At 31.6% G+C, this 26,575-nt stretch carries 19 protein-coding genes and 1 tRNA gene; 12 read left to right on the top strand and 8 right to left on the bottom strand.

Translation table 11 applies throughout. From position 1 onward, the window contains the following. Nucleotides 1-68: 68 nt before the first annotated feature. Nucleotides 69-153 (bottom strand) — tRNA-Ser (locus DFQ07_RS11245). Between the two features lie 294 nt (nucleotides 154-447). Here DFQ07_RS11245 and aroC point away from each other — a divergent pair. Beyond that, on the top strand, nucleotides 448-1,509 hold the full coding sequence (gene aroC, locus DFQ07_RS11240; RefSeq protein ID WP_133536908.1) for a chorismate synthase: 1,062 nt from the start codon (nucleotides 448-450) through the stop codon (nucleotides 1,507-1,509). A 57-nt stretch (nucleotides 1,510-1,566) separates the two neighbouring features. Here aroC and DFQ07_RS11235 read toward each other — a convergent pair whose 3' ends face one another. Next, nucleotides 1,567-2,406, bottom strand: a complete 840-nt coding sequence (locus DFQ07_RS11235; protein ID WP_208107696.1) for a M57 family metalloprotease — start codon at nucleotides 2,404-2,406, stop codon at nucleotides 1,567-1,569. A gap of 292 nt (nucleotides 2,407-2,698) precedes the next feature. On the opposite strand from DFQ07_RS11235, the gene DFQ07_RS11230 reads away from it, so the two are divergent. The 6 genes from DFQ07_RS11230 (at nucleotide 2,699) to DFQ07_RS11205 (ending at nucleotide 10,147) form a co-directional block, all read left to right on the top strand. Further along, nucleotides 2,699-5,305 (top strand): S8 family peptidase, encoded by a 2,607-nt coding sequence (locus tag DFQ07_RS11230; RefSeq protein ID WP_208107695.1) that lies wholly within the window; start codon nucleotides 2,699-2,701, stop codon nucleotides 5,303-5,305. Nucleotides 5,306-5,479: 174 nt separating this feature from the next. After that, nucleotides 5,480-6,544 carry a PA0069 family radical SAM protein gene (locus DFQ07_RS11225; RefSeq protein ID WP_133536904.1) on the top strand — a complete coding sequence of 355 codons (1,065 nt, stop codon included), beginning with the start codon at nucleotides 5,480-5,482 and terminating at the stop codon, nucleotides 6,542-6,544. Continuing rightward, the gene (locus tag DFQ07_RS11220; RefSeq protein WP_133536902.1) at nucleotides 6,544-7,077 is read left to right on the top strand and encodes a Crp/Fnr family transcriptional regulator; all 534 of its coding nucleotides are present in this window, start codon (nucleotides 6,544-6,546) and stop codon (nucleotides 7,075-7,077) included. Before DFQ07_RS11225 ends, DFQ07_RS11220 begins: the two co-directional genes overlap by 1 nt. A 52-nt stretch (nucleotides 7,078-7,129) precedes the next feature. After that, the gene (locus DFQ07_RS11215) at nucleotides 7,130-7,675 is read left to right on the top strand and encodes a DinB family protein (protein WP_133536900.1); all 546 of its coding nucleotides are present in this window, start codon (nucleotides 7,130-7,132) and stop codon (nucleotides 7,673-7,675) included. Between the two features lie 380 nt (nucleotides 7,676-8,055). Then, nucleotides 8,056-8,787 carry a helix-turn-helix domain-containing protein gene (locus DFQ07_RS11210; RefSeq protein ID WP_166627773.1) on the top strand — a complete coding sequence of 244 codons (732 nt, stop codon included), beginning with the start codon at nucleotides 8,056-8,058 and terminating at the stop codon, nucleotides 8,785-8,787. 103 nt (nucleotides 8,788-8,890) lie between these two features. Next, the gene (locus DFQ07_RS11205; RefSeq protein ID WP_133536896.1) at nucleotides 8,891-10,147 is read left to right on the top strand and encodes a nuclear transport factor 2 family protein; all 1,257 of its coding nucleotides are present in this window, start codon (nucleotides 8,891-8,893) and stop codon (nucleotides 10,145-10,147) included. Between the two features lie 58 nt (nucleotides 10,148-10,205). Here DFQ07_RS11205 and DFQ07_RS11200 read toward each other — a convergent pair whose 3' ends face one another. The 6 genes from DFQ07_RS11200 to tsaD all read right to left on the bottom strand — a co-directional run bounded on the left by DFQ07_RS11200 (nucleotide 10,206) and on the right by tsaD (nucleotide 17,334). Further along, nucleotides 10,206-11,837 carry a pyruvate dehydrogenase complex dihydrolipoamide acetyltransferase gene (locus DFQ07_RS11200; RefSeq protein ID WP_133536894.1) on the bottom strand — a complete coding sequence of 544 codons (1,632 nt, stop codon included), beginning with the start codon at nucleotides 11,835-11,837 and terminating at the stop codon, nucleotides 10,206-10,208. Between the two features lie 3 nt (nucleotides 11,838-11,840). After that, nucleotides 11,841-12,836, bottom strand: coding sequence for a pyruvate dehydrogenase (acetyl-transferring) E1 component subunit alpha (gene pdhA, locus DFQ07_RS11195; RefSeq protein WP_133536892.1), 996 nt, complete (start codon nucleotides 12,834-12,836; stop codon nucleotides 11,841-11,843). Between the two features lie 134 nt (nucleotides 12,837-12,970). Further along, the gene (locus DFQ07_RS11190) at nucleotides 12,971-13,645 is read right to left on the bottom strand and encodes a hypothetical protein (RefSeq protein WP_133536890.1); all 675 of its coding nucleotides are present in this window, start codon (nucleotides 13,643-13,645) and stop codon (nucleotides 12,971-12,973) included. A 67-nt stretch (nucleotides 13,646-13,712) separates the two neighbouring features. Further along, a complete protein-coding gene (locus tag DFQ07_RS11185; protein WP_133536888.1) occupies nucleotides 13,713-14,378 on the bottom strand; it encodes a M15 family metallopeptidase in 666 nt (221 codons plus the stop codon). 56 nt (nucleotides 14,379-14,434) lie between these two features. Then, complete coding sequence (locus DFQ07_RS11180; protein WP_243743970.1) at nucleotides 14,435-16,288, bottom strand: LTA synthase family protein; 1,854 nt, start codon at nucleotides 16,286-16,288, stop codon at nucleotides 14,435-14,437. 17 nt (nucleotides 16,289-16,305) lie between these two features. After that, the gene (gene tsaD / locus DFQ07_RS11175) at nucleotides 16,306-17,334 is read right to left on the bottom strand and encodes a tRNA (adenosine(37)-N6)-threonylcarbamoyltransferase complex transferase subunit TsaD (protein ID WP_133536886.1); all 1,029 of its coding nucleotides are present in this window, start codon (nucleotides 17,332-17,334) and stop codon (nucleotides 16,306-16,308) included. 184 nt (nucleotides 17,335-17,518) lie between these two features. Here tsaD and DFQ07_RS11170 point away from each other — a divergent pair, with 184 nt between their 5' ends. From DFQ07_RS11170 to DFQ07_RS11150, 5 genes are all read left to right on the top strand, one after another. Further along, entirely contained in the window at nucleotides 17,519-21,928 is a 4,410-nt protein-coding gene (locus DFQ07_RS11170) for a translocation/assembly module TamB domain-containing protein (protein ID WP_243743969.1), read from the top strand. A 6-nt stretch (nucleotides 21,929-21,934) separates the two neighbouring features. After that, the gene (locus DFQ07_RS11165; RefSeq protein ID WP_133536884.1) at nucleotides 21,935-22,858 is read left to right on the top strand and encodes a DUF368 domain-containing protein; all 924 of its coding nucleotides are present in this window, start codon (nucleotides 21,935-21,937) and stop codon (nucleotides 22,856-22,858) included. Nucleotides 22,859-22,891: 33 nt separating this feature from the next. After that, nucleotides 22,892-23,899 (top strand): DUF368 domain-containing protein, encoded by a 1,008-nt coding sequence (locus DFQ07_RS11160; RefSeq protein WP_133536882.1) that lies wholly within the window; start codon nucleotides 22,892-22,894, stop codon nucleotides 23,897-23,899. Then, entirely contained in the window at nucleotides 23,880-24,641 is a 762-nt protein-coding gene (locus DFQ07_RS11155) for a shikimate dehydrogenase family protein (protein ID WP_133536880.1), read from the top strand. Before DFQ07_RS11160 ends, DFQ07_RS11155 begins: the two co-directional genes overlap by 20 nt. 83 nt (nucleotides 24,642-24,724) lie before the next feature. Then, on the top strand, nucleotides 24,725-26,569 hold the full coding sequence (locus tag DFQ07_RS11150) for a DUF349 domain-containing protein (protein WP_133536878.1): 1,845 nt from the start codon (nucleotides 24,725-24,727) through the stop codon (nucleotides 26,567-26,569). The last annotated feature ends 6 nt before the right edge of the window (nucleotides 26,570-26,575 follow it).

The following is a 26,575-nucleotide window of genomic DNA, read 5'->3' as shown; positions in this document are numbered from 1 at the left end:
GCTTACCCCAGTAAGCTTTTTTTCTTTAATCCCCTAAAAAAAAGTCCGAAGCTTTCGCTTCGGACTTGCGGAGAAAGAGGGATTCGAACCCCCGGTCCTGTTACAGACAACGGTTTTCAAGACCGCCGCATTCGACCACTCTGCCATTTCTCCTGACTGCCTTATCAGGTAGTTCCTGATTGCGGATGCAAATATATGACCTTTTTTCAATTCTAAAAAAGTTTTTCTCTACTTTTTTTGAGTTTTTTTTGGGGTAGAAAAACCTAGTAAATGTAACGCTTTTGCTATCAATAAGTTTGGTGTAAATTATAAGGAAAATGAAGTAGTGTTTTTTTATAAATTACTTTTGTAAATGGCATTTGAAGGTGAATTTTAATGGTAATTATGATATTTAAGTTGTAGTTTTTCTTGTAAATTAATTCTACCTTCGTTCTCAAATTCTTAAGTATGTTTAATTCGTTCGGAAATATTTTAAAACTGACTACTTTCGGTGAATCTCACGGAGTAGCTATTGGAGGTGTAATAGATGGATTCCCAGCAGGAATGAAAGTTGACTTTGAAGCGATTCAATTTGAATTGGATCGTCGTAAACCTGGTCAGTCTAAAATAGTAACGCAACGTAAAGAGCCAGACACAGTCGAATTTTTATCTGGAATTTTTGAAGGTATTACTACAGGAGCCTCTATTGGATTTGTTATAAAAAATACAAATCAAAAAAGTAAAGATTATAATCATAATACAGACGTATATCGTCCTTCACATGCTGATTATACGTATGATAAAAAGTATGGAATCAGAGATCATAGAGGTGGTGGTAGAACTTCAGCTCGTGAAACAGCTAATTGGGTAGTGGCAGGGGCATTAGCAAAGCAATTAATTCAGCATATCAATATTAATGCGTTTACATCGTCGGTTGGAGATATTTTTATAATGAAGCCGTATCAAGAGTTAGATTTTTCTAAGACAGAAAGTAATATTGTTCGTTGTCCAGATGAAAAGTCTGCAGAGGTTATGATTGATAAAATCAACGAAATACGTAAAGCTGGAGATACTATTGGAGGGACAATTACTTGTGTTGCTCAAAATGTGCCTGTTGGTTTAGGAGAACCTATTTTTCATAAGTTACATGCAGAGTTAGGAAAAGCAATGTTATCAATCAATGCCGTGAAGGGGTTTGAGTTTGGAAGTGGCTTCTGTGGAGCAAAAATGCAAGGATCTGAGCATAATGATATTTTTAACACAGACGGAACCACACAATCTAATTTATCAGGAGGAATTCAAGGCGGAATTTCAAATGGAATGGATATATATTTTCGAGTAGCGTTTAAACCGGTGGCTACTATAATGCAAAATCAAGCAACGATTAATTCAAAAGGAGAAGCTACTGATATACATGGAAAAGGACGCCATGATCCTTGTGTTGTGCCTAGAGCTGTACCAATTGTAGAAGCTTTAACAGCTTTGGTGTTAGCAGATTTTTGGTTGTTAGATAAAACTAGAAAAAAATAAAAAATAAAACCCAGATATTATTTATCTGGGTTTTTACATTTTTAAGAATACGGCTTTCTAGTAAAGAGTTAGCATCGCATTTTTGTCATTATTATTAAAAGTAATAGCTGGTCCGCAAGATTGCATAATTGAAGTGTTGTCAGAACCAGTAGGAGTACCATCAATATGAATAGCTCCAACTCCGGCACTACCTTCGTTAACATTTTGCCCACAGCTTTCACGTGTTTGATAGTCTGTATGACGGAACCCGATACAATGTCCTATTTCATGTGCCATCGTACCAGCAAGTTCATTAGCAGTCGGTGCGATTGATAATTCGAACCATCTACTGTTTATACCAAAACCTTTAGCAGGATCTCCTCTTCTAGTAGGGAAACCAGCTGCTCTACCTAACGTAATGTATCCTCCACTTTCAAGTTCATAAAATTCTGTAACTTCTATATCGGCTTTAGATTTTCCTTTACCACCAAAAGAAACTCTTTGATATGTTAATTGAGCCCCTAAGTTGTTTAGCATGCTGATTGTTTTATCTAAGGCATTAGAACCTAAAGTTCCTAAATCAGGCGAAACACTTACAGTAATAACTCTAGGTAAACCAGTTACTAAATTAGTTGTTCTGTAATGTTCGGTGTTTGGAATTTGAGAGCCTTCACCCAACTCATCAATTTGAGCAAGAGTAAAGAACATGTCTTCAACAGCCACCCCTTTTTCTCCCATGAAGGTTGTTACTTTAGCAGAAGAAGTTTCGAAATAAGCAGCTTGCAATTTTGAAGCTATTTCAGGAGTAATTTCACTAATTTCATTAGTAGGAGTGTTGTCCTCAGAGTTACACGCAGCAAAGAAAATAACTGCGAAAGCTACTACACTTAGTAATAGCGATAATTTTAGTTTTTTCATTTTTTGAAGGGTTAGTTTTTTAAAATTCGTTAGTAAATGTATGTTTTTGTAATGAAATATGCAAAAAAAGCATTTTATTTGTATGAATAAAATATATTTTATGAGGCTTTTTTTTCTTTTTTTTTGTGGTGTGTTTTTTACCTTCAAGGCATACTCCCAAGTTGATTTTCCTCTTAATGTTAAAAAAATTGAGCCAAAGAAATTAGAGAAAAAGATATTGAAAAAAAAATATTATCTGATTAGTAAAAAAGACTTAATATTAAACAAAAAATCGATAAATATTATAAGAAAATTGGATGATAATTTTTTTATAGTAACTAAAAAAGAGGAAGTTAACGGTTTTACTTTTAAAGGAGATTTGTTTGATATAAATAATAATTGGAAACTGTCAAACAGAAGTACAGAGTTATCTAAGAAAAAAAATAAAAGGGTAAAAATTGTAGTAAAAACAATTAATTCAAAAAGTTTTTTGAAAGAAGTAGCTGGGAAAAACCTAAATATTAAAATATTACATAGATATAAAGACCTTTTAACCTTAGAAGTGTCTTCAAATGAGATAGTTAAAATAGCTTCACTATATCAAAGTATTTATATAGATACACAACTTACTCCAAAACCAGAAGCGATTTCAATAGAAAAAGTAGATTTAAGTGTCAATAATGTATACGATGTTCATAACGATTATAACACGATTAATGGAGAAGGAATTACAGTTTCTGTCAAGGAGTTACTATTTGATGTAGAAGATATAGATTTAAGAAATAGAATAAAGTTGTATGGAAATGAGTCTGAAAGTACCTCTAGTCATGCAACTTTAATGGCTACTACAATAGGAGGAGCAGGGAATAGTACTTATGATTCTAAAGGAGTTGCTTATCATGGCTATTTATCGTCTTCTGATTTTAGCACATTACTACCCGATAACGATGCTTATTATATTGATAATGATATTTTTATTCAAAATCATTCTTACGGAACAGAGATTGAAAATTTTTACGGAGTCGAAGCCAATGCATATGATCAAAGCACGATTGATATACCTGAATTACTTCATGTGTTTTCTTCAGGTAATACTGGAGAAGCAACTTCTACAGAAGGAAACTATAAAGGAATAGTTGGGTATGCAAATATGACTGGAAATTTTAAAATGGCTAAAAATATACTAGTTGTTGGCGGAGTAAATGAAGAGTTGGTCATAAACTCGAGAAGTTCTAAAGGACCTACTTACGATGGAAGAATAAAACCCGAGCTAGTCGCTCATGGACCAGAAGGGACTTCTGATGCAGCTGCTGTAGTTTCGGGAGTGGCAGCTTTACTTCAGCAAAAATATAAAGAGAGCACGAATACATTTCCTCCCTCATCATTAGTGAAATCATTATTGATAGCTGGAGCTGATGATGTAGGTGTTAAAGGAATTGATTTTAAAAGCGGTTATGGAAATGTAGACGCATCTCAAAGTATGAAGGTTTTAGACGATGGTAGTTATATTAATGATGTAATTTCAAGTAATGAAGTTAAAGAGTACTTGATACCTATTAATGCAACAACTCAAGAAGTAAGAATAGCCTTAGTTTGGAATGATGTTCCAGCAAATGTTTACGATAATATAGCGTTGGTTAACGATCTTGATTTAGAAATGAGTAAAGATTCTAATACGTGGTTTCCATGGGTTTTAGATGCTACACCATCTTTAGATTCTTTGGAAAAAGAAGCGGTACAAGGAGAAGACCATATAAACAATGTAGAATTAATTACAATTGATAATCCTGAAGAAGGAACGTATAAATTGAAGGTAAAAGCAAACTCACTAGCAACTTATTCACAATCATTTTCTATCTCGTATTTTATTCAACCTAAAAATGTATTTACCTGGAATTATCCAACAAAAAACGATCAGCTACCTACCAAAACAGATAAGTATATAAGATGGACAAACAATTTAGGGAACCCTATAAGTAAAATAGAATATTCGATAAACAACGGAGGTTGGGTAGAAGTTGTGAATTCAACAAATGTTTCGAGTCCTTTTTTGCTTTGGAATACTCCTGAAACTAACGGTGTAGTGCAATTAAGAGCTTTAATTAATGGAGTTTATTATGCCTCCGATGAGTTTGTAGTATCTGATATTATCACTCCTACTATAGACTATAACTGTGATGAAAATATTCAATTTAGTTGGGAGGCTGTTTCTAATGCAATTGCTTATGATGTGCAGCTTTTAGAGGAAACTCATATGCATACTAATACAACATTAAATGAAACGAGTGTAGTTATACCAAAAAATACATTTAAAACGCCATATATATCTATAACCCCTGTTTTTGATGTGGAAAAAGGAGTTAAGGGGCAAACGATAAATTATGATTTGCAATCTATTTACTGCTACTATAAGAGTTTCTTAGCTTTTATAAAAGATGAAAATGTTGTTGATATACGATTAAGTTTAAGTACCTTGAAAAATGTGGCGTCTGTTGTTTTTGAAAAGACTCTAAATGGAGATACTGAAATAATAAAAACTTTTACAAATCCCAATACTCAAGAACTTCAAGTAGATGATAGTGGTGTTTTAGGAGGTGAAAATGAATACAGAGCTCGGATTATTTTAAATGATGGTTCAGAAATTTATACAGATGTTATAGATATAAGTTTCCCTTTTGATAATACCTTAAAAATATATCCAAACCCAGTAACAGCTTCAGAAGGAATGTTTTTATATTCTAGAGGAAATGATTTAGATATAGAAATAGTTGATGTTACAGGAAGAGTAATTTATACAAACAAGCTTCAAAAAATTAGGCAAACTATTCCGATACCAAATTTTAAAACAGGCTTGTTATTTGTTCGTTTACTAAAAGAGGGGCGTCAAATAGCTGTTAAAAAAATACTAGTGAAACCTTAGGAGGGTTGATAAATTTGTCAATATTAACACTTTTGTGTTTTCTTTTCTTGTAATTTTATAACGTCACTTCGGATGATTTCGATTCTCTGTCGAAATTGTATTGAGAGGTTGTTTTAACGTGTTCTCGATAGCATCATTCTAAAGACAATTTTAGTAACGTTTTATTTAGATATTATGGACTACATTAAAGGGCGTGGTGCACAACATAATACACATAACAAGTTTTTACAACATCAACGTGAGGTATTGGATGATTTCTTGAATTATTGTGATGCTGAAAATGAATCGGCAGACAATAACAAAACATCTTATTTAGAAATTTATCCCAAAACAATTCTAAATAAAGTGACGAGCCCAGACATTGGTTTTTCTTATTCCATGAATCCTTATCAAGGCTGTGAACATGGATGTATTTACTGTTATGCGCGTAATACTCATGAATATTGGGGGTATTCAGTAGGTTTGGATTTTGAGCGTAAAATTTTATACAAAGCTAATGCACCAGAATTACTAGAAAAAAAACTTCGGAGTAAAGGTTGGAAACCACAAGATATTATGTTTTCTGGAAATACAGATTGTTATCAGCCTATTGAAAAGAAGTTGGAGATTACCCGAAAAATGCTACAAATATTATTAAAGTTGAAGCATCCTGTAAGTATGATAACCAAAAACGCTTTAATTCTTCGTGATTTAGATATTTTAAAAGAAATGGCAGCTTTAAATTTAGTAAGGGTAAGTATATCTATTACATCACTATCTGAAGAAACAAGAAGATTGGTGGAGCCTAGAACAGCATCTATCAAGAAAAGATTAGAAACAGTTCAAATATTAACTGAACATAATATTCCTGTCAATGTAATGATGGCACCTATTATTCCTTCTATTAATAGTCATGAAATACTTCCATTAGTAAAGAAAGTAAGTGAATTAGGAGCAAAATCAATAGGATATACAATAGTGCGTTTAAATGGGGCCATAGGAGAAATTTTTACCAATTGGTTGCGTAAAACCTATCCGGATAGAGCAGAGAAAATTTTACATCAAATAGAAGATTGTCATGGAGGAACATTAAATGATTCACGCTATGGAAATAGAATGCGAGGAGAAGGTAAGATAGCCGAACAAATAAAAATGCAATTTAAGCTTGCGAAAAATATGTATTTAAAAGATCAACATTTACCTCCATTAGATTTTTCTAAATTTGACAAGCATCAAACCAATCAAACAAGCTTATTTTAATGGATTTTTATCAGAAGCTCTTAGGGATTTTAGAATCTAATTGGGAGGGAGAAATTGTTCTTAAAAGAAATGAATATTTAGTAACTAAAGATGCTATAAACTCCGATTTATTTTTAGTAGAAGAAGGAAGTTTACGTGTTTTTATTGAGGATGAAGAAGAGCATACTATTCGATTTGGGTACAAAAACTCTATAATAACAGCGTTAGACTCTTTTTTAACTGAACAACCAACAAAGTTTTATATACAAACATTAAAGAAATGTCGTTTAAAGAAGATTTCTAAAAAAGGTTTTACAGTACTTATGCAAGCTTCTGAAGAAAATAAAAAGATATGGGAACAATTACTACAAAGTTTTGTGTACCAACAAATAGAACGAGAAATAGATTTAATAACTTATTCACCACAAAAGCGTTTTGAAAATGTACTACATAGGAGTCCACAAGTATTTCAAGAGATTCCTTTAAAATATATAGCTTCTTATTTAAGAATGACCCCAGAAACATTATCAAGAATTTTAAAAACTCTTGATTAGCCTCAAGATTTTTTCATTATAAAAGAGTCAATTTTGAAGAAAATTTTAAAAGATGATTTTTAAAACAGAAGCATTGTTAGAAGAGCTAAAGCAATATGTAAATGCTCATATTCAATTTGTGCAATCACTAAATGAATTTTCAGAAGTTGACTTGCAAAGAAAAAAAGATACAAAGCCTTGGTCGGTTGTTGAGTGTTTGGAACATTTAAACTTGTACGCAGATTTTTACAATGATGAAATACAAAAGCAACTACAAAACTCTAAACACCATAAATCAACTACTTTTAAATCTGGGTATTGGGGTAACAAGTTTGCAGTAAGTATGTTGCCGAAAGAAGGTATGAAAACGATGAATACATTTAAGAGTAAGAACCCGATCTATTCAAAGTTAAATACTAAAGAAGTAATAACTAACTTTTTAAACAATCAGAAAAAACTATTAGAGTTACTTGAGGAAGCTAAACAAAAAGATTTAACTAGAATTAAAACAGCAATAACACTGCCTTTATTAAAATTTAGATTAGGAGATACGTTTCGTTTTGTAATTTTTCATAATGAACGTCATATAGTTCAAGCTCAAAAGGTGTTGAAAAATTAATAAAATTATAGCTAGTTATAATAGCATCATTTTATATTTTAGTTGAGTATTTTGCTAATGATATGATGTTTAACAATCCACTACTTTTTTTTATTTGTTCTTTAGGTGTTTTTAATGGCCTTTTAGTTAGTGTTTATTTTTTATTGATTGATAAAACAAAAAGAGTTCCTAATTTTTTATTTGGGTTATTAACCTTCTTCTTAACAGTGAGAATAGGGAAGTCTGTTTACACAATATTTACTCCTAGGGAAGAGAGAAATTTATGGATTATCCAAATAGGTTTGTCAGCCTGTTTTTTAATAGGAATTTCATTGTATTATTATTTGAAATCTTCTGTAATTAAGACAAAGAGTATTCCGGTAAAATGGAAAACTCATTTTTTGATATTACTTCTAATTGTACTTACAGTAGGGATTATAAAACCGTATGTAACCAATATGCTTTTTTGGAATACCTATTTTGTAAAGTTTATTTATTTGGTTTGGGGTGTGTATGTAGCGTTGTCTGGTTTTGTATTAAAGAATGTTTTTAAGAAGTTATTTTCAAAAAAAGAAGTTTGCACTACTTCTGAAATATGGTTGGTAGCCGTTTATATGAGTAATCTGCTAATTTATTTGGCATATATAATTGGTTATTTTTATTTTTATTTTGTAGGAACTGTTACTTTTTCTATTGTTTTTTATGGATTAGTGTTATTGTTTCTTTCTAAGAAAAATAGAGAGTCTATTTTTAGAGATTTGCCAGAGAAATACTCCGCTAAAAAAATAGAAAATAAAGAAGCGGTTTCGTTGAAATTACAACTAGATATGTTAATGAAAGAAGAAGAATTGTATAAGGATACAGATATAAAACTGTCTGATATTTCTAATAAAGTAGGTGTGTCTTCTCATAAATTATCGCAGTTTTTAAATGACAATCTAGGAAAAAGTTTTGCAACATTCCTAAATGAATATAGGATTGAAGAAGCAAAGAAATTGTTAAAAGAAAATCATAAAATCACTTTAGAAAGCATAGGTTTTGAAGCTGGATTTTCTTCAAAATCAAACTTTTACGCTACGTTTAAAAAAGTGGTTGGGCAAACTCCAGCTCAATATCAAAAGCAGTTTTTATAAGGTTTTTAGTACAGGATTATAATTTAGGACGCCTAAATTATAGTACATCATTAAAAAGGAAGATTGTTTTAAGAGGTTTGAAATCAAATTAAAATCTTTTAAAATGAAAATTATATCTACAGTAGTAGTGTCTTTCTTTTTTCTATTCGGTTTTTCACAAGAAAAAGAGGATGCTAAGGGAAAACTTCTAGTTAGTATTTATGGAAGCAAACAACAAAAAGTAATTAATTATGACAAGAGTTTTGTATCTGACGACAGATTGTTTTATGAAAGTTTAGATCGTCCAGATACTAATTTACCGCCTTCCGATAAAGAGTTGATAGAACAAACACTCAATAACTATATAGAAGGAAGTTCTTTTAATAAAATGAATACTCTTAAAAGTTCTTTTTACAAAGATGCGACACTATATTTAATAGGTCGTGAAGGGTTTAAAAGATATACAACAGAAGAATACTCAAGTTTTTTTTCGCCTGATAAAAAAGGAGAATTTAATGGTAGAATAGGAGAGATTATTTCGATTGATATAACGAATGATATTGCTACGGCAAAAGTTGAAATCTTAATACCTAACCGTAAATGGAGGTTTGTAGACCTTTTTTTACTGAAGAAGTTTGCAAATAACTGGAAGATTATAAGTAAAACAGCGACTAGAGAATCGTCAATTGAAACAGGAAATAAAATTTTGTTTGTAGTTTCGAATACAGACTATTATGTAGGAACAAACATTCCTACAGGAAATAGTTTCGATGAAATAGTGTTGGCTTATGAAATGTTTACTGATGCAGGTTTTAATATTGATATTATGAGTCCTGAAGGAGGAGCTATTCCATTAAAATATTTGAATACATCTGAAAAAATGAAGAAGAAATATTTATACGATAGTGATTTTATGTATGCGCTTAAAAATACTAAAAAACCAGCACAGGTTAGTTCATCAGAGTATAAAGCTATTTATTATGTTGGAGGTGGTAGTGCTATGTTTAATGTGCCTAAAAACAAGGAGATACAAAGAATAGCTATGGATATTTATGAAAAGCAAGAAGGTGTTATAAGTGCAGTGTGTCATGGTACTGCTGGTATTGTTTTTTTAAAGAAAAATAATGGAGAATATGTTGTTAAAAACAAACGTGTAAATGGTTTTCCTGAAGATCATGAAAAGAAAGAGAAGGAGTATTTTAAAAGTTTTCCGTTTTTAATAAGGAAGACAATTGAAAATCATGGAGGAAAATTCTTGTATTCAAATGCACTGGATGAACATGTTGAAGTGGATGGACGATTGGTTACAGGACAAAATCCGGCATCGGTTCCTAAATTGGCAAGAGAGGTGATTAAAATTATCAACTCTAAAAAAGGATGATTTGATTCATAAAAAAGCTCACCAAAAGGTGAGCTTTTTAATTATAATTTTATTAAAACTATGCTAACATCGTAACAGGGTTTTCAATATACGTTTTTAAAGTTTGTAAAAACTGAGCACCAACAGCACCGTCAACCGTTCTATGGTCACATGCTAAGGTTAACTTCATGGTATTTCCAACTACAATTTCTCCATTTTTAACTACTGGTTTTTGAACGATAGCGCCTACCGATAAAATTGCAGAGTTAGGTTGGTTAATAATTGAAGTAAAGCTTTCAATACCGAACATTCCTAAGTTAGAAACCGTAAAAGTACTTCCTTGCATTTCGGCAGGAGCAATTTTCTTCGTTCTAGCTTTTCCTGCTAAATCACGTACTGCAGCACCAATTTGAGTTAAGCTTAATGCGTCGGTATGCTTAATTACTGGTACAACTAAACCTTCATCTACAGCAACTGCAACACCTACGTTAATATGATTATGGAATAAAGTATCATTATCCGTCCAGCTAGTATTTACTTGTGGATGCTTTTTCAAAGCCATTGCACATGCCTTTACAACCATATCGTTGAATGATATTTTAGTGTCAGGAATTGCATTAATGGTTTTACGAGAAGCCATTGCATTGTCCATATCTACTTCAATATTTAAGTAGAAGTGAGGAGCAGAGAATTTAGAATTACTTAATGCTTTTGCAATAGCTTTACGCATTTGAGAATTCTTAACTTCTGAAGTGTTTTCTTCTCCTGCAATTGCAAAGTTAGTAACAGCCGATGGAGCAGGAGTACTAGTAGCTACTTGAGTTTCAACTTTAGTAGCTGGAGTATAGTTTTCAACATCTTTTTTGATGATACGGCCATTTTCTCCTGAACCTTTAATATCCGCTAAATTAATTCCTTTGTCTTTAGCGATTTTCTTTGCTAAAGGAGAAGCAAAAATTCGACCACCTTTATTATTTGATACAGTTTCTACTGGAGTAGCAACTGCTTCTGTTTTATTTTCTGTTGCTTTAGGAGCTTCTTCTTGTTTTTCAGAAGAAGTAGCACTTGTTATAGTACCAGATTTGTGTGCTTCTATTAATGAAGAAACGTCAGTTCCAGCCTCACCAATGATAGCTAATAAGCTATCTACTGGAGCACTTTCACCTTCTTGAACACCAATATGTAATAAAGTACCCTCGTTGAAAGATTCAAACTCCATTGTAGCTTTGTCAGTTTCGATTTCAGCTAGAATATCACCTTCTTCAACTTTGTCTCCTACTTTTTTCAACCAAGAAGCAACAGTACCTTCAGTCATGGTATCACTTAAACGCGGCATCGTAACAACTTTTACTCCCTCAGGAATAGAAGTACTTGTACTTGCTGTTTTAGGTTCTTCAGTTTTAGGAGCTTCTTCAGTTTTTGCTTCAGCAGGAGCAGAAGTGTTTCCATTTAATAAACCAGAAATATCTTCACCTTCTTCACCAATAATAGCTAATAAACTATCTACAGGAGCTGTTTCTCCTTCTTGAACACCAATATGTAATAAAGTGCCCTCATGAAAAGATTCGAATTCCATAGTAGCCTTATCGGTTTCGATTTCAGCTAGAATATCACCTTCTTCAACTTTGTCTCCTACTTTTTTCAACCAAGAAGCTACCACTCCTTCTTCCATCGTATCGCTTAAGCGAGGCATGTTTATAATTGTAGCCATAGTTTACTTAGATTTTATAAATGGGTAATCTTCTTGTTCGTATACCATATCGTATAATTGATTTAATTCTGGATATGGTGATTCTTCTGCGAATTTTTCACATTCCTTAACTAAATCTTTTACTTCTTTATCAATGGCTTTGATTTCATCTTCAGAAGCGTAGTTTTTTTCTTTGATGATATCTAAAACTTGAGTAATAGGATCTATTTTTTTGTACTCTTCAACTTCTTCTTTAGTACGGTAGTGTTGAGCATCAGACATAGAGTGACCTCTATAACGATATGTTTTCATTTCTAAGAAAGTTGGTCCATCACCACGACGGGCTCTTTGAATAGCTTCATCAACAGCTTCAGCAACCTTAATAGGATTCATTCCATCTACTGGTCCACAAGGCATTTCGTATCCTAAACCTAATTTCCAAATATCAGTGTGATTAGCGGTTCTTTCAACAGAAGTTCCCATTGCATATCCGTTGTTTTCAACAATAAATACTACTGGTAATTTCCAGTTCATTGCCATGTTGAAAGTTTCATGTAAAGAACCTTGACGTGCAGCTCCATCACCAAAATAACATAAAGTAACAGCATCGCTACCTTTGTATTTGTCTCCAAAAGCAATACCAGCACCTAAAGGAATTTGTCCACCTACAATTCCATGACCACCATAAAAACGGTATTCTTTAGAGAAAATATGCATTGAACCACCCATACCGTGTGAAGTACCAGTTGCTTTACCATATAACTCAGCCATAACACGTTTAGGATCTTCACCCATACCAATTGGTTGCACGTGGTTACGGTATGCAGTAATCATTTTATCTTTAGTCAAATCCATTGCGTGTAATGAACCTGCTAAAACAGCCTCTTGACCGTTATATAAGTGTAAAAAACCTCTTACTTTTTGTTGAATGTAAACAGCTGCTAGTTTATCTTCAAACTTTCTCCAAAATAGCATATCTCTATACCAATTGATATAGGTTTCTTTGGTGATTTTCTTCATTATATATTTAGTTGTTTATTTTAAAGTTTGTTTATTACAAAACGTAGCTACAAAAGTAAGTAGTTTTTGGTAATTTAAAAAAAGTTCTGCTTAAAAGTTAAGGAAGAGGTTTTAGTAAGAAATAAAGTATAGTTTTACTTCTCTTTTGCTACTATAATAGTGGCTTTTGCTCCTGTAGCCAGGTTCCATTCGTTGGATGAAATTAGCATTCCAGCGTCATTGTAAATTTTGAAAGCAGCTGTATTAGGACCTGAAGTTCCTTGATTTAAGGCTACAATCTCTATGGTATTAATCCCTTCGTCTAAAGGTAGATTAAAAGATTGATAGCGTTGTTGAAGTGTTAGGTTATTTACCACAGGCATCTTATTAATATAAATAGTAACCATATCTCCGTCAGGATATTGATAGTCTCTACATATAATATTTACACTTTTTCCTTTTGTGCTAAAACTACCTAAATCCTGATCTATAACAGGGTAATTATACATTCCATTTATTTGCTTAAAGGATTTTAGATATTGCTCTTCTGCAATTTTAGCTTTGGTAAGAATCCCTTTATTTTCTAAATCTTGTTTGGCTTGTTGTTTTTTTATCTCTTTTTGCTGTTCATTATGAGCCGTTTTAAAGCCATTGTCATTACTAAAATCTAAAACGTTAGACTTTTTCACTTCTTTGGCAGGTGCAGTTTTAAATCCAAAAGAAGAATTTCCTTCTTTTGTACCACTTGAAGAACCATCTAATTGAGCAAAACAGTTAGAGGTTATGACGCATAAAAAAACGATAAAAAGTAAATATGTGTTTTTGTTCATTGCAAATAAATCTACACAAAGATAATGCCGATTTTATATTATAATGTTGTTATTCTGTTAAAAACAATTATTTCACAGGAAAATCAAAATAGGTTTTAGGGAAGGGTTCATTTCGTAAGGTAAAATGCCACCACTCATTAATATAAGGTCTAAAACCATGCTTACGCATCACTCGTTGTAACAATTGCCTGTTTTTCTTTTGTTGTTCAGTTAGGTTTTCATAAGTGATATGTGACGAAATACCAAAAAAATCATAGGGACTTCCCATGTCTAACTCTTTTCCTGTTTTCAAGTCTACAACGGTTAAGTCTACTGTACTACCTCTTGAATGCCCTGATTTTGAAGCGATATACCCTAACTTAAATAGATGACGTTTGTTAACCTCAGGGTAATATTGTTGTTTCATTAATGTGTCGTTTATAACACGTGCCCATTTTACAAAGTGATTGACAGCAGTTTGTGGGCGATAAGCGTCAAATATTTTTAAACTCAAGCCTTTCGCAGTTAATTCGTCTTGAACTTTTTTTAATGCTTTTGCCGTAGGAGTTGTGGCAATGAGTACACTTTCTTCGTAACCATTAACAGGAGAGCCAATGAAATTATCATTACTACAGTATCTTAATTCTTTTTGTATAGAAGGGGATATGTCATTTATATACGAAAAACCTTTTGGTAAATTTTGTGATTGAATTGCTAAAGAAGCTATTAAGAATAAAGTTAAAATCCATTTCATGTGGTAAAAGTAATGAAATGGATTTTAACTGTTTTTTCGTTTTATAAATTTTAGGCTTACTTATCTAAGAAATCTTGATAAGCAGTTTGACTTATTGCTCTACCTAAAGAATCTAATGGTTGGAAGTTTCCTTCTTGAATAACGGGTTTGTTACTTACGTAGTCGTAGACAAAAGCTCCATCTTTAGAAACCGTACCAAACCCTTTATTGAATACAAAATGAGCATATTGTTTATTTGAAGTATTGAAGATTTGTTTTCCAAACTGAAATTGTTCTGGATTACCTCCTAATATATCTGTTAAGGTATAAGCTAAATCGCTTTGAGCACTTATATTATCAATAATAATCCCTGTTTTAGCAAGGGCTCCTCCTAACCATACCATCGGGATTTGAAACCTTTTAGGAGAGTTAAAATACCCTTTATGCTTTGGTAGTGGATGTCCATGATCTGATAAGATGATGAGAAGAGTATTATTCCACCAAGGTTGTTTTTTTGCTTTTTCAACAAATTTACCAATGGCCTTATCGGTGTATGCTTGAGCGCTTCTATAAAGGTTTTCTTCAGAGCTTTTTCCGAATTTATATTCACCAGGAAATTCATAGGGTTCATGACTGGTTAGGGTCAAGGCTATTTCAAAAAATGGTTCTTTTAGTTCGGGATTAGATAAATCTTTCATAAACCGATCTAAGAAAATATGGTCATGTGCTCCCCATTTTGAATTCCAATTTTCTTTATCAAACTCAGCCCCATCTACAATTTTATCTATTTGACCGTTGCGTAAATAGGTAATCATGTTTCCAAAATTACTATCACCACCATAGTAAAAAGCAGTATGATAGCCTAACTTTTTTATTTCCTTGGTAAGCATTGGTAATTTTCTTGCTTTGTATGGAATTTTCATGATGCTTGAAGTAGGTTGCGGGTAGTAGCCACTTAAAATAGCGGGAACTCCTTTGTCGGTTCTGTCTCCATTTCCGTAAAAATTAGTAAATAAAATTCCTTCTTTAGCAAGCTTGTTAAGGTTTTCGGTAACATCAGGTTCTCCTCCTAAAGCGCCTACAGCTTTTGCAGATAGACTTTCCCAAACAAGTATAATTACATTGGGTTTTTTAATGTTTAAGATAGAATCTGTATTAGCAGTTAAAAGCTGATTTCGAGTTTTATCAATAATGTGTTGAGCTGTATCTTTTTTGTAATGAGTATAAGGATTTTTTCCATTTGTTCTGTGACTTATGGTGTTTGCAAAATTCCATATAAAATTTACGGCTGCATGGTTAGCAAACATATTGGTTGAAAAATAAACATTGCTTTGATTGATAGGAATGTTTGCAAAACCACCTCGAATAGGAATAATTAATGCTCCTATGAGTAAAAGAAAAACAGGAGCCTCTAAAAAATTGCCAGTGTTTAGTTTATTAAGAACTTTATTTAAAACTTTATTGAAACAATAAGCTACTCCTAAAGAAAGTATTACCCAAATTGATATTCCTCCAACAAGTTGTATTGTTGATACTGAAGCTAACATTGCTTTTGGAGTGTTAATGTAGTTTAACAAGGTTGAATCGATTCGAACCCCCCAAGATTTGTACAAAACAATATCAATCAACATAAATAAATTGATGATGAAAATGATTGGAAAAGTGTATCCTTTAATGAGTTTATTTATGATTTTATTTGGAATCCAAATAGAAAGGAGGTTGATTAAAAATGGAATAGCAGCTATATAAGCGGCAAAAGAAAAATCTAATTGAATACCGTATAAAAACGTTTTTAATGTGGTAACAAAGTTTAACTCAGAGGTTTTATCAATATAGTAAGATAGAAATAAAAGACGAGCAAATAAAAAGTAAACTACCCACAAAAAATAATACGTTATATTAAAAAGAAATCGGCTTTTAAAATTGTTCATTACTATTTAATTAGGAGTTATTCAGTAACTTTTAATCGTGCTTGCGCAGTGATTGAAATATCAGAATAATCGTTGTTTAAGTATTTTAAATATCCAGCAATAGCTATCATTGCTGCATTATCTGTTGTATATTCAAATTTAGGGATATAGGTTGTCCAGCCCCAGTGTTTCTCAGCTAAAGCTAAGCGCTTTCTAATTTCTGAATTGGCAGAAACTCCTCCGGCAATGGCAATGTGTTTAATCTCAGTTTGTTTTACAGTGTTTTTGAGCTTATCCATTAAAATTTCAATAATGGTATATTGAATTGAAGCACAAATATCATGAAGGTTTTCTTTGATAAAATCAGGGTTTTCTTTGATGTTTTTTTGAATAAAATATAAGATTCCTGTTTTTAATCCACTAAAACTGAATTCTAAATCACCTACTTTAGGTTTGGTAAACTTAAAGGCTTTAGAGTTTCCTAATTGAGCATATTTATCAATCAAAGGCCCACCAGGATAAGGTAATCCTAATATTTTTGCCGACTTATCAAAAGCTTCACCAACGGCATCATCAATAGTTTCACCTAAAATCTCCATTTCAAAATGATTGGTGATTTTTACAATTTGTGTATGTCCGCCACTTATGGTTAAGCAAACAAAAGGGAAAGGTGGAATTTTACTGTTTTCCTCTTTAATAAAATGCGCTAAAATATGTGCTTGCATATGGTTAACATCAATCAAAGGAATATTAAGGCCCAAGGCTAAAGATTTAGCAAAAGAAGTACCAACAAGCAAAGACCCCATTAAACCTGGTCCGCGAGTAAAAGCAATTGCCTTTAAATCATGTTTAGTGATGCCAGCTTGTTCAATAGCTAGTTGTACCACAGGGACAATATTTTGTTGATGTGCTCTTGAAGCTAATTCAGGAACGACACCTCCATATTTAGCATGCACTTCTTGGTTTGCTACTACATTACTTAACACTTTTCCGTTACAAATAACCGAAGCACTTGTGTCATCACAAGAGCTTTCAATACCTAAAATATAAATGTTGTCTTTACTCAAATCATTTCGGATTTAGGTTACAAAAATATTCATATTACGTTAGATTTTCGTTAAAATCGATATTTCTTTAAAATAAGGCAGCATTTTTGCGGTTAGCTGATTACTTTTGTTTATTAGGATAAGTAAAAAAAGAGAAATCATTAAAAAAGTAGGGAAAATAATAGGTAGAATCATAAAGTACACGGTGCTTTTTTTGCTCCTGCTTTTTATTTTACTATCATTACCTTTTGTTCAAAGTCAACTAGCTAAACAAGCAACAAATTGGGTAAATAAAGAGTTTAATACCAATATCGTTGTTAAACGAATTGATTTATCTTGGTTTGGAAGTGTTCAATTAAAAGAAATTGAAATTCGAGATCATCATAAAGACACGCTTATTTTTGTTAATAATTTAAGTACTTCCTTGCTTAATGCCAAACGAGTATTAGAAAACAAAGTTGATTTAGGAGAAGCTTCTTTAAGTGGAATTCATTTTTATATGAAAACCTATAAAGGAGAAGATAATGATAACATGTCTATTTTCGTAGACAGTTTTGAAGATGGAAAACCTAGAGATAGTTTAGCGTCCTCATTTATTCTTAAAAGTGATAAAATTTCTTTGGAAGATTTGACTTTTAAATTGATGGATGAAAATAAAGATGAGTTACTGCAGTTTGCTGCTTATAAAGGAGGAGGAGGAGAGTTACAAGACTTTTCTATTGTAGGGCCTAATGTTTCAATGAAAGTAAGAAATTTATATTTTACAGAAAATAGAGGAGTAAACATATCTAACTTATCAACTGATTTTACCTATACAAGATCATTCATGGATTTTGAAAATACCGTGGTTGAAACTGATAATAAATCTAAGTTACAAGGGAATATAAAATTTACATATAATCGAAAAGATTTTGTGAATTTTAATGATAAGGTAAAATTAAAGGCAAAATTTCAAGAGAGTACAGTATCAGTTAAGGATTTAAGTAAATTTTACAATGAAATTGGAGGAAATGACCTTTTATACTTAAGTGGAAGTATTGATGGAGTTTTAAATAATTTTAGCGCCAATAATGTACGAATACATTCAAGAGGAGGTATGAGGATTATTGGAAATATGGGGTTTGTTAATGCGGTTAAAACAAGTAGGGGTTTCGTTTTTGATGCAGATTTAGATAATGTAACAGCAAACTATAGTCAATTAAAAAATGTACTGCCCAACTTGTTAGGAAAAACATTGCCTACAGAATTTCAAAGATTAGGAAATTTTACACTTAACGGATTGATAAGGGTAACTCCAGAACAAATGGATGCTACATTAACTATAGAATCAGAAGTAGGAACGACTATCTCAGATCTTCAATTAACCAATATAAACAATATTGATGAAGCTGAATATAATGGAGGAATTGAGTTTAAAGATTTTGATTTAGGGGTGTTTGCTAACGATCCTGTATTAGGGAAAATATCATTAAAAGCCGATGTTAACGGAAGTGGTTTTGATGTAGATAATGTAAATACGACCATAATAGGTAAGGTAAGTAGTTTGTATTTTAATGGTTATGAATACAAAGATTTGCAAGTAAATGGACTATTTCAAAATAAAAAGTTTGATGGATTGTTAAATGCAGAGGACGATAATTTTAAACTAAAATTTGAAGGGTTAGCAGATTTTTCTTCAGAAATTAATAAGTTCGATTTCATTGCAAATGTTGATAGAATTGACCTAAAAAAGACGAATCTTTTTACCAGAGATAGTATTTCAGAGTTAAAAGGAAATATCAATTTGAATATTTCAGGAAATACATTTGATGATATTGTTGGTAAAGCTACATTTAAAAATTTAATTTACACAAATCAAAAACAAAGTTATCCGTTTAAAAGCTTTGAAGTAAATTCTTCTGTAAAAGATAGTATAAAAACTATTGATATAAAATCGGAAGAAATAGTAAGTGGGCATATTAAAGGAAAGTTTTCTTTTGAAGAACTCGTGCCAATAGCTCAGAATGCTCTGGGTAGTGTATATACCAACTATCGCCCACATGAAATAACGCCAAATCAGTTTTTAGATTTTGATTTTACTATTTACAACCGAATAATAGAAGTGTTTCTTCCTCAAGTTTCCATAGGTAGCAATACTCGATTAAAAGGTCGTATAAATTCAGACAAGAACTCTTTGAAACTTACGTTTGAGTCTCCTGAAATAAAAGCTTATGAGAATATTATTGAAGGTGTAATTCTAAGAATGGATAACAAAAATCCATTATATAATACGCACCTAACCGCAAACAAAATAAACACAAAATATTATAATATTGAAAAGCTAAACCTGCTAAATCGTACTCAAAATGATACCTTGTTTTTTAAGTCGGTTTTTAAAGGAGGTGAAGAATACTCTGAGAGTTTTAATTTAGACTTTTTTTATACGATAAACGAAATACAGAAATCGGTAATAGGTGTTCAAAAATCAAAAGTACATTACAAAGGATTTGACTGGTTAATCAACCCAAATGAAGATAAAAACAACAAAGTAGCCTTCGATTTAAATAAAGATGATTTTACAATTAGTCCATTCATTTTTAAATCGGGAGAACAAAAAATAGGGTTTAAGGGAGTTGTTAGAGATAGCATCTACAAAGATTTACAAGCTTCTTTTGATAAAGTAAAATTAGGGAGCTTTTTACCTGTTATTGATAGTTTAAAACTCGATGGAAAATTAAATGGAACCTTAAGTTTTAAAGAAGAAAATAAAATAATAGATCCAAGAGGGAATTTATATGTGGAAGATTTTTATATAAATGATTTTTCACAAGGAAATTTAGCATTAAATGTAACAGGTGACAACTCTTATGAAAAGTACGATGTTAATCTTTCTTTAGAGAGTGAAAAAGCCAAAAATATCTCAGCAACAGGAAGAATAGACTTTTCTGAAGAAAGACCTACGGTAGATTTAGATGTGTATTTAAAAGAATACGAGATAGCAGCTTTTAGCCCATTAGGAGAAGATGTCTTGTCTAGGTTAAGAGGAAAAGTAACAGGAAACTTTACTGCAAAAGGTTATTTGAGAAATCCTGATTTTGATGGTATACTTAATTTTGAAAATGTAGGGTTGTCTTTCCCTTATCTGAATGTAGACTTTGATTTAACGGGGAATACAAGTGTTGTGTTAGATAAACAAGAGTTTATTTTTAAAGATATAATACTAGAAGATACTAAATATTTGACACAAGGAAACTTATCAGGGAGTATCGCACATCAAAACTTTAAAGATTGGTTTTTAAACTTTGATATTAATACACGTAATTTATTGGTGTTAGATACTCAAGAAACAGAAGAAGTACAGTATTACGGAACAGGCTTTTTAAATGGTGAAGCAAAGATTAGGGGACTTACCACTAATTTAGATATTGATGTCAATGGAAGAACGAATAAAGGTACTTTGTTTGTAATTCCATTGAGCGATGTTAAAACTATTGATAATTATAAGCTGATTCGTTTCAAAACAGGAAAAGAAGGAGAAGACGGTAAAGGAAAAATAATTAAAAATATTAAGGGATTAGATTTAAAACTAAATTTAACAGTTACTAAAGATGCTGTAGCACAAGTGGTGATAGATAAAGTATCTGGAAGTGAGTTAAAAGGAAGTGGAGAAGGAAACTTGTTTATTGACATTGACACACGCGGAAAGTTTAAAATGTTTGGAGATTTTACTGTAGATAATGGGTTTTATAATTTTAAATATGCAGGAATAACAAAACCATTTACAGTACAAAAAGGGGGAACCATTTCTTGGAATGGTGACCCTTACGATGCTGAGTTAGATATTACTGCGGTGTATAGAACTAAGGCTAATCCTGCGCAATTGTTAGATAATATCAATTCAAATCGTAAGATTCCAATAGATTTATATACAAAAATTACAGGAGGGTTATTTAGCTCGAAACAAGAGTTTGATATAAAAATACCAAATGCAAATTCAACGGTAAGTTCTGAGTTAGAATTTATTTTAAATGAAAATGATTTGAATACTAAAATGCAACACTTTTCATTTCTATTGGCTTTCGGAACCTTTTATAATGAAGATGCTATAGGTAATAGTGCTAGTTCAGGAATTACAGGAACTGCATCAGAAATTGCATCAGGCATTTTGACAAACATGTTAAATAGCAAAGAGAACAAGTTTCAGCTAGGTTTAGGATATACGCAAGGTGATAGAGGTAAAGTAGATAACATTAATTCTGATGATCAAGTAGATGTATCGGTGTCCACTCAATTAAGCGACCGAGTTTTGGTTAATGGAAAAGTAGGTGTGCCAGTAGGAACAAATACACAAACAAGTGTTGTAGGAGAAGTGAAAGTAGAGGTGTTATTAAATGAAGAAGGAAGTCTAAGAGGTACAGTATTTAACCGTCAAAATGAAGTTCAGTATTCTACTGAAGAAGAAGGGTATACTCAAGGAGTCGGTATTTCATATCAAGTAAACTTTAATAATCTTAAAGATTTAGGTAAAAAACTAGGATTAAACAAGAAGAGAAAGAAAAAAGAAGAAATAAAAGATAGTGTGCAACCAAAGAAAAAGAGTTTGATAAACTTTAAACCAAAAGAAAAAAATAATTAACCGTTAATGAATAGAACAAGTAAAGATTACTTTGTAATCATGTTAAAAGGAATTGCTATGGGAGCAGCAGATGTAGTTCCAGGTGTTTCAGGAGGTACCATTGCATTTATTTCAGGAATTTATGAAGAACTTTTAAGTTCTATTAGTAATATCAATATTAAGTTGCTTAAAACTTTTCGGAATGAAGGATTAAAAGCTGCATGGAAACAAGCAAATGGTAGTTTTTTAGCTTCACTTTTTGCTGGAATTTTCATTAGTATTATTTCGCTAGCTAAGTTGATTTCATGGTTGTTGGTACATCAACCTATTTTATTGTGGTCTTTTTTCTTTGGGCTAGTATTAGCAAGTGTTATTTATATAGCAAAGCAAGTTACACAATGGAATATTGTTTCGATAATTTTATTATTCCTAGGAGCTGCATTGGCATATTACATTACAATGTTAAACCCGTTGGTTTCAGAACACTCTTCATTGCCTTTTATTTTTATAGCAGGTGCAATTGCTATTTGTGCAATGATTCTTCCAGGAATTTCAGGATCTTTTGTGTTGGTTCTTTTAGGGGCGTATAAACCAATTTTAGCGGCTGTAAACAACCGTAATTTTACTATAATAACAACAGTAGGTTTAGGCGCAATTATTGGCTTATTGTCGTTTTCTAGAGTTTTAAAATATTTATTTACAAATTATAAAAACTATACTTTAGTTACTTTAACAGGATTTATTATCGGTTCGCTAAATAAGATTTGGCCATGGAAGAAGGTGCTAACATATCGAACAAACTCGCATGGTGAACAAATTCCGTTTAATGAACTGTCTATATCTCCTTTCTCTTACGAAGGAAATTCGCAAATAATGTATGCTGTAGTATTAGCTTTGGTAGGTTTTAGTTTAATATTGTTACTTGAAAAAATAGCAGTAAAAAGACAATAGAAAATAAGTAATTTAGGACTCTAATCAATTAACATGTATAAAGAGCGTACACTATCGCAAAAAATTAATCTTTTTTTAAAAGGATTAGTGATGGGAGGAGCCAATAAAATACCAGGAGTTTCAGGAGGTATGGTAGCCTTTGTGATGGGGTTTTACGAAGAGCTTATCTACACTTTTCAGAGAATAAATGTTAAAGCATTCAAGCTATTATTCAATGGTCGTTTTAAAAGTTTTTCAGATTATACCAACTTGCAATTTTTAGTGTGGGTAATGATGGGAAGCATGTTTAGCTACTTTAGTGTTTCCTTAGTTTTAGATTACTTTTTAAAGAATTATGAGCTTTATGTTTGGTCGTGGTTTTTTGGTATGATTATAGGATCTATATATTACATATCAAAAGATTTTAACGATTGGAGACCCAGAACAATTATAGGTTTGTTAGTAGGTACTTCGGTTGGAATTGCTATTAGTTTTATGACTCCTGCTACTGAAAATGATAACCTTTGGTTTGTGTTTTTATGTGGAATGATTGGAGTTTCAGGAATGACTTTGCCAGGGCTTTCAGGATCCTTTATTTTGATATTGCTAGGAAATTACGTGTTACTATTGGTAGATAGTGTCAACGTTTTAGGTAATGTGATAACCAATCTACTGTCGGGTAATTTTGAAGTGTTTAATGATGAGGTTAAGGTCAGATATTTAAAAATAATAGGTGTTTTTACCGCAGGTTCTGCATTTGGTTTGGTTTCTATTTCTCATGTACTAGGGTATGTTTTAAAAAGATGGCATCAAATTGTAACAGCAGTTATTATTGGGTTTATTACAGGGTCGTTAGGTATTGTGTGGCCATGGAAAGAGACTATTTATAAAACTCATGAAGGAATATTTTTATTAGATCAAAAAGGAAATAAAATTTTAGAAAACTACCAACGATTTATACCCGATTTTCAAAGTCAAGAAACATGGATTTCTATTGGATTTATTCTTGTAGGAATTGGGTTGATTTTAATTATTGATTTTTATGGCAGAAAAAGAAAATAAGCATTTATATGCTTTAGTAGGAAAAAATATTTCGTACTCATTTTCTCGTGGATATTTTACTGAAAAATTTAAAAAACTAGCATTAAAAAATCATGAGTATATCAATTTTGATATACAATCCATACATGAACTTCCTCAGAAAATAAAAGAGAATAAGAAGAAATTAAAAGGGATGAATGTTACCATTCCGTACAAGCTAGAGGTGTTTAATTTTTTAGATAAAATAGACAAGAAAGCATTAAAAGTTGGCGCTGTTAATACTATAAAAGTTACTAAAAAAGGAAGGTTAAAAGGATTTAATACAGATGTGTATGGTTTTAAAAAATCACTCAAGCCTTTATTGAAGACTCATCATAAAAAAGCTTTAATTTTAGGTACAGGAGGAGCCTCTAAAGCAGTAGCATTTGTGCTAGAAAATTTAGGGATTAAATACAAATTTGTTTCAAGGAACCCAGAAGGAAAAAAGCAAATTTCATACCTCGAAATCACAAAAGAAATTATCCAAAATACACATCTTATTATAAATTGTACTCCTTTAGGAACCCATCCAAATACAGAAGTTTGCCCAGATATTCCGTATAAATTTATTTCAAATCAGCATGTGTTATATGATTTAATTTATAATCCATCAGAAACCACTTTTTTAAAAAAGGGAAAAGAAAAGGGGGCGGTTACAAAAAATGGATTAGAAATGTTAGAGTTGCAAGCAGAAAAAGCATGGGAAATTTGGAATGATAACTAAAGTATAACTATAAAATAAAATTTGGTATTCTCTAAGAATCCGTATATTTATAGTCTAAATATAGGAACTTAAACATTGTAGATATGTTAGAAAATAATGAAGAAAGAGTAGAACAACCAATAATTAAAAACGAGTCAAATAATAACGAAGAAACCGAAAAAGCAATAAATGAAGTAGAGGATGAGGTCGCTAATGAAGCTGAGAAAGCTGACGAAAAGCACGAAATTCCAATGCTTGATTATCCTTCGATGGAGCTGGAGAAATTGGTCGATGAACTAAAAAAGTTATTAAAAAGCTATCCAGTACAACAATTGAAATCAAACGTTGATGCTATTAAAACAGCATTTAATTCTAAGTTCGGAAAGTTATTAGCTGATAAAAAAGAGGCATTTTTAGCAGATGGAGGAAATTCTATCGATTTTCAGTTTTCTAGCCCTCTAAAAACTGAGTATAATAAGTTACTAGGTGAGTATAAAACCAAACGTGATGCATACTATTCTCAGTTAGAAAGCCAATTAAAAGATAATTTAGAAAGAAGAAATGTTTTAATTGAAGAATTGAAAGCGTTAATAGAAAACGCTGATCCAAAAACTATGTATAACGATTTTCAAGAAATTCAAAATCGTTGGAAAACTATAGGGGCGGTTCCTAAAACAAAATACAATGATACTTGGAAAACATATCATCATCACGTTGAGCGTTTCTACGATTTACTACACTTAAACAAAGATTTTAGAGAACTAGATTTTAAACATAATTTAGAGGAAAAGCTGAAGTTAATTGAACGAGCAGAGGCGTTGAATGAAATTGAAGATGTAAATGTTGCATTTAAAGAATTGCAGGAATTACACCGCTTATGGAAAGAGGAAGTTGGACCTGTAGCAAAAGAACATCGCGAAGAAGTTTGGGGTAAATTTAGTGAGGCAACAAAGAATATACACGATAAACGTCATCAATATTTCAAAGAACTAAAGTCGAAGCATCAAGAAATGATAGATGCTAAACTGGCAGTAGCTGCTGAAATTAGAGCCTATGATACATCTAAAAATCAAACACATAATGATTGGCAAAAAAGTATTGCAGAAATAGAAAAGTTACGTAAAAAATACTTTGATATAGGAAAATTACCTTATAGTAAAAGTGAAGCTGTTTGGCAAGAATTTAAGGCTGCTACTAAGAAGTTTAATACGGCAAAGAATGCTTTTTATAAGCAAGAGAAAAGTTCTCAGAATGAGAATTTAAAAAGAAAAATGGAATTGATAGAATTAGCAGAAAGTCTTAAAGATAGTGAAGACTGGAACGAAACTACCAATACAATGAAGCGTATACAGGCAGACTGGAAAAAAATAGGACATGTGCCTCGAAAATTTTCTGATGATATATGGAAACGTTTTAAAAATGCTTGTAATCATTATTTTGACAGATTACATGCTCAAAAGAATGAACAAAATAAAGAACAATTAGCAGTTGTTGAAGCTAAAAAAGAGTTTATAGAGGAAGTTAAATCAGCAGAGATAACAACGGAAGAAGATGTTGAAAAAACATTGGGTGAATGGAGAGACTTAGGAGCGTTACCAAGAAATGCACGTTACTTAGATGAAAAATTCAATAAAGCAATAGATGCTCATTTAGATAAATTAGATATGAGTAGAAATGATATTGAAATGATGAAGTTTAAGAGTTTGGTCGATACTTATTTGTCTCAAGAAGATTACAGAAAACTTGATAGTGAGCAATTCTTTATTCGTAAAAAAATTGACGAAACTGTTCGTGAAATGCAGCAGTTAGAGAACAATTTAAGTTTTATTTCCAATGCTACTGAAGGTAATCCTCTAGTACAAAATGTTCGTAATGGAATTCAAGAATTTAAAGATCAACTAGATCTTTGGCAAGAAAAATTAGATTATTTGAAAAGATTGAATTACTAGTAGTAT

Source organism: Tenacibaculum caenipelagi, assembly GCF_004363005.1.
Lineage (GTDB): Bacteria > Bacteroidota > Bacteroidia > Flavobacteriales > Flavobacteriaceae > Polaribacter > Polaribacter caenipelagi.
This window is presented reverse-complemented; position numbering and strand designations above follow the sequence as displayed.

Coding starts and splice junctions, on each gene's coding strand:
- DFQ07_RS11160 (WP_133536882.1), top strand. CDS start 22,892: ATGTATAAAGAGCGTACACTATCGCAAAAAATTAATCTTTTTTTAAAA.
- DFQ07_RS11165 (WP_133536884.1), top strand. CDS start 21,935: ATGAATAGAACAAGTAAAGATTACTTTGTAATCATGTTAAAAGGAATT.
- DFQ07_RS11205 (WP_133536896.1), top strand. CDS start 8,891: ATGAAAATTATATCTACAGTAGTAGTGTCTTTCTTTTTTCTATTCGGT.
- DFQ07_RS11220 (WP_133536902.1), top strand. CDS start 6,544: ATGGATTTTTATCAGAAGCTCTTAGGGATTTTAGAATCTAATTGGGAG.
- DFQ07_RS11200 (WP_133536894.1), bottom strand. CDS start 11,837: ATGGCTACAATTATAAACATGCCTCGCTTAAGCGATACGATGGAAGAA.
- DFQ07_RS11235 (WP_208107696.1), bottom strand. CDS start 2,406: ATGAAAAAACTAAAATTATCGCTATTACTAAGTGTAGTAGCTTTCGCA.
- DFQ07_RS11180 (WP_243743970.1), bottom strand. CDS start 16,288: ATGAACAATTTTAAAAGCCGATTTCTTTTTAATATAACGTATTATTTT.
- DFQ07_RS11185 (WP_133536888.1), bottom strand. CDS start 14,378: ATGAAATGGATTTTAACTTTATTCTTAATAGCTTCTTTAGCAATTCAA.
- DFQ07_RS11215 (WP_133536900.1), top strand. CDS start 7,130: ATGATTTTTAAAACAGAAGCATTGTTAGAAGAGCTAAAGCAATATGTA.
- DFQ07_RS11225 (WP_133536904.1), top strand. CDS start 5,480: ATGGACTACATTAAAGGGCGTGGTGCACAACATAATACACATAACAAG.
- DFQ07_RS11190 (WP_133536890.1), bottom strand. CDS start 13,645: ATGAACAAAAACACATATTTACTTTTTATCGTTTTTTTATGCGTCATA.
- DFQ07_RS11150 (WP_133536878.1), top strand. CDS start 24,725: ATGTTAGAAAATAATGAAGAAAGAGTAGAACAACCAATAATTAAAAAC.
- pdhA (WP_133536892.1), bottom strand. CDS start 12,836: ATGAAGAAAATCACCAAAGAAACCTATATCAATTGGTATAGAGATATG.
- DFQ07_RS11155 (WP_133536880.1), top strand. CDS start 23,880: ATGGCAGAAAAAGAAAATAAGCATTTATATGCTTTAGTAGGAAAAAAT.
- aroC (WP_133536908.1), top strand. CDS start 448: ATGTTTAATTCGTTCGGAAATATTTTAAAACTGACTACTTTCGGTGAA.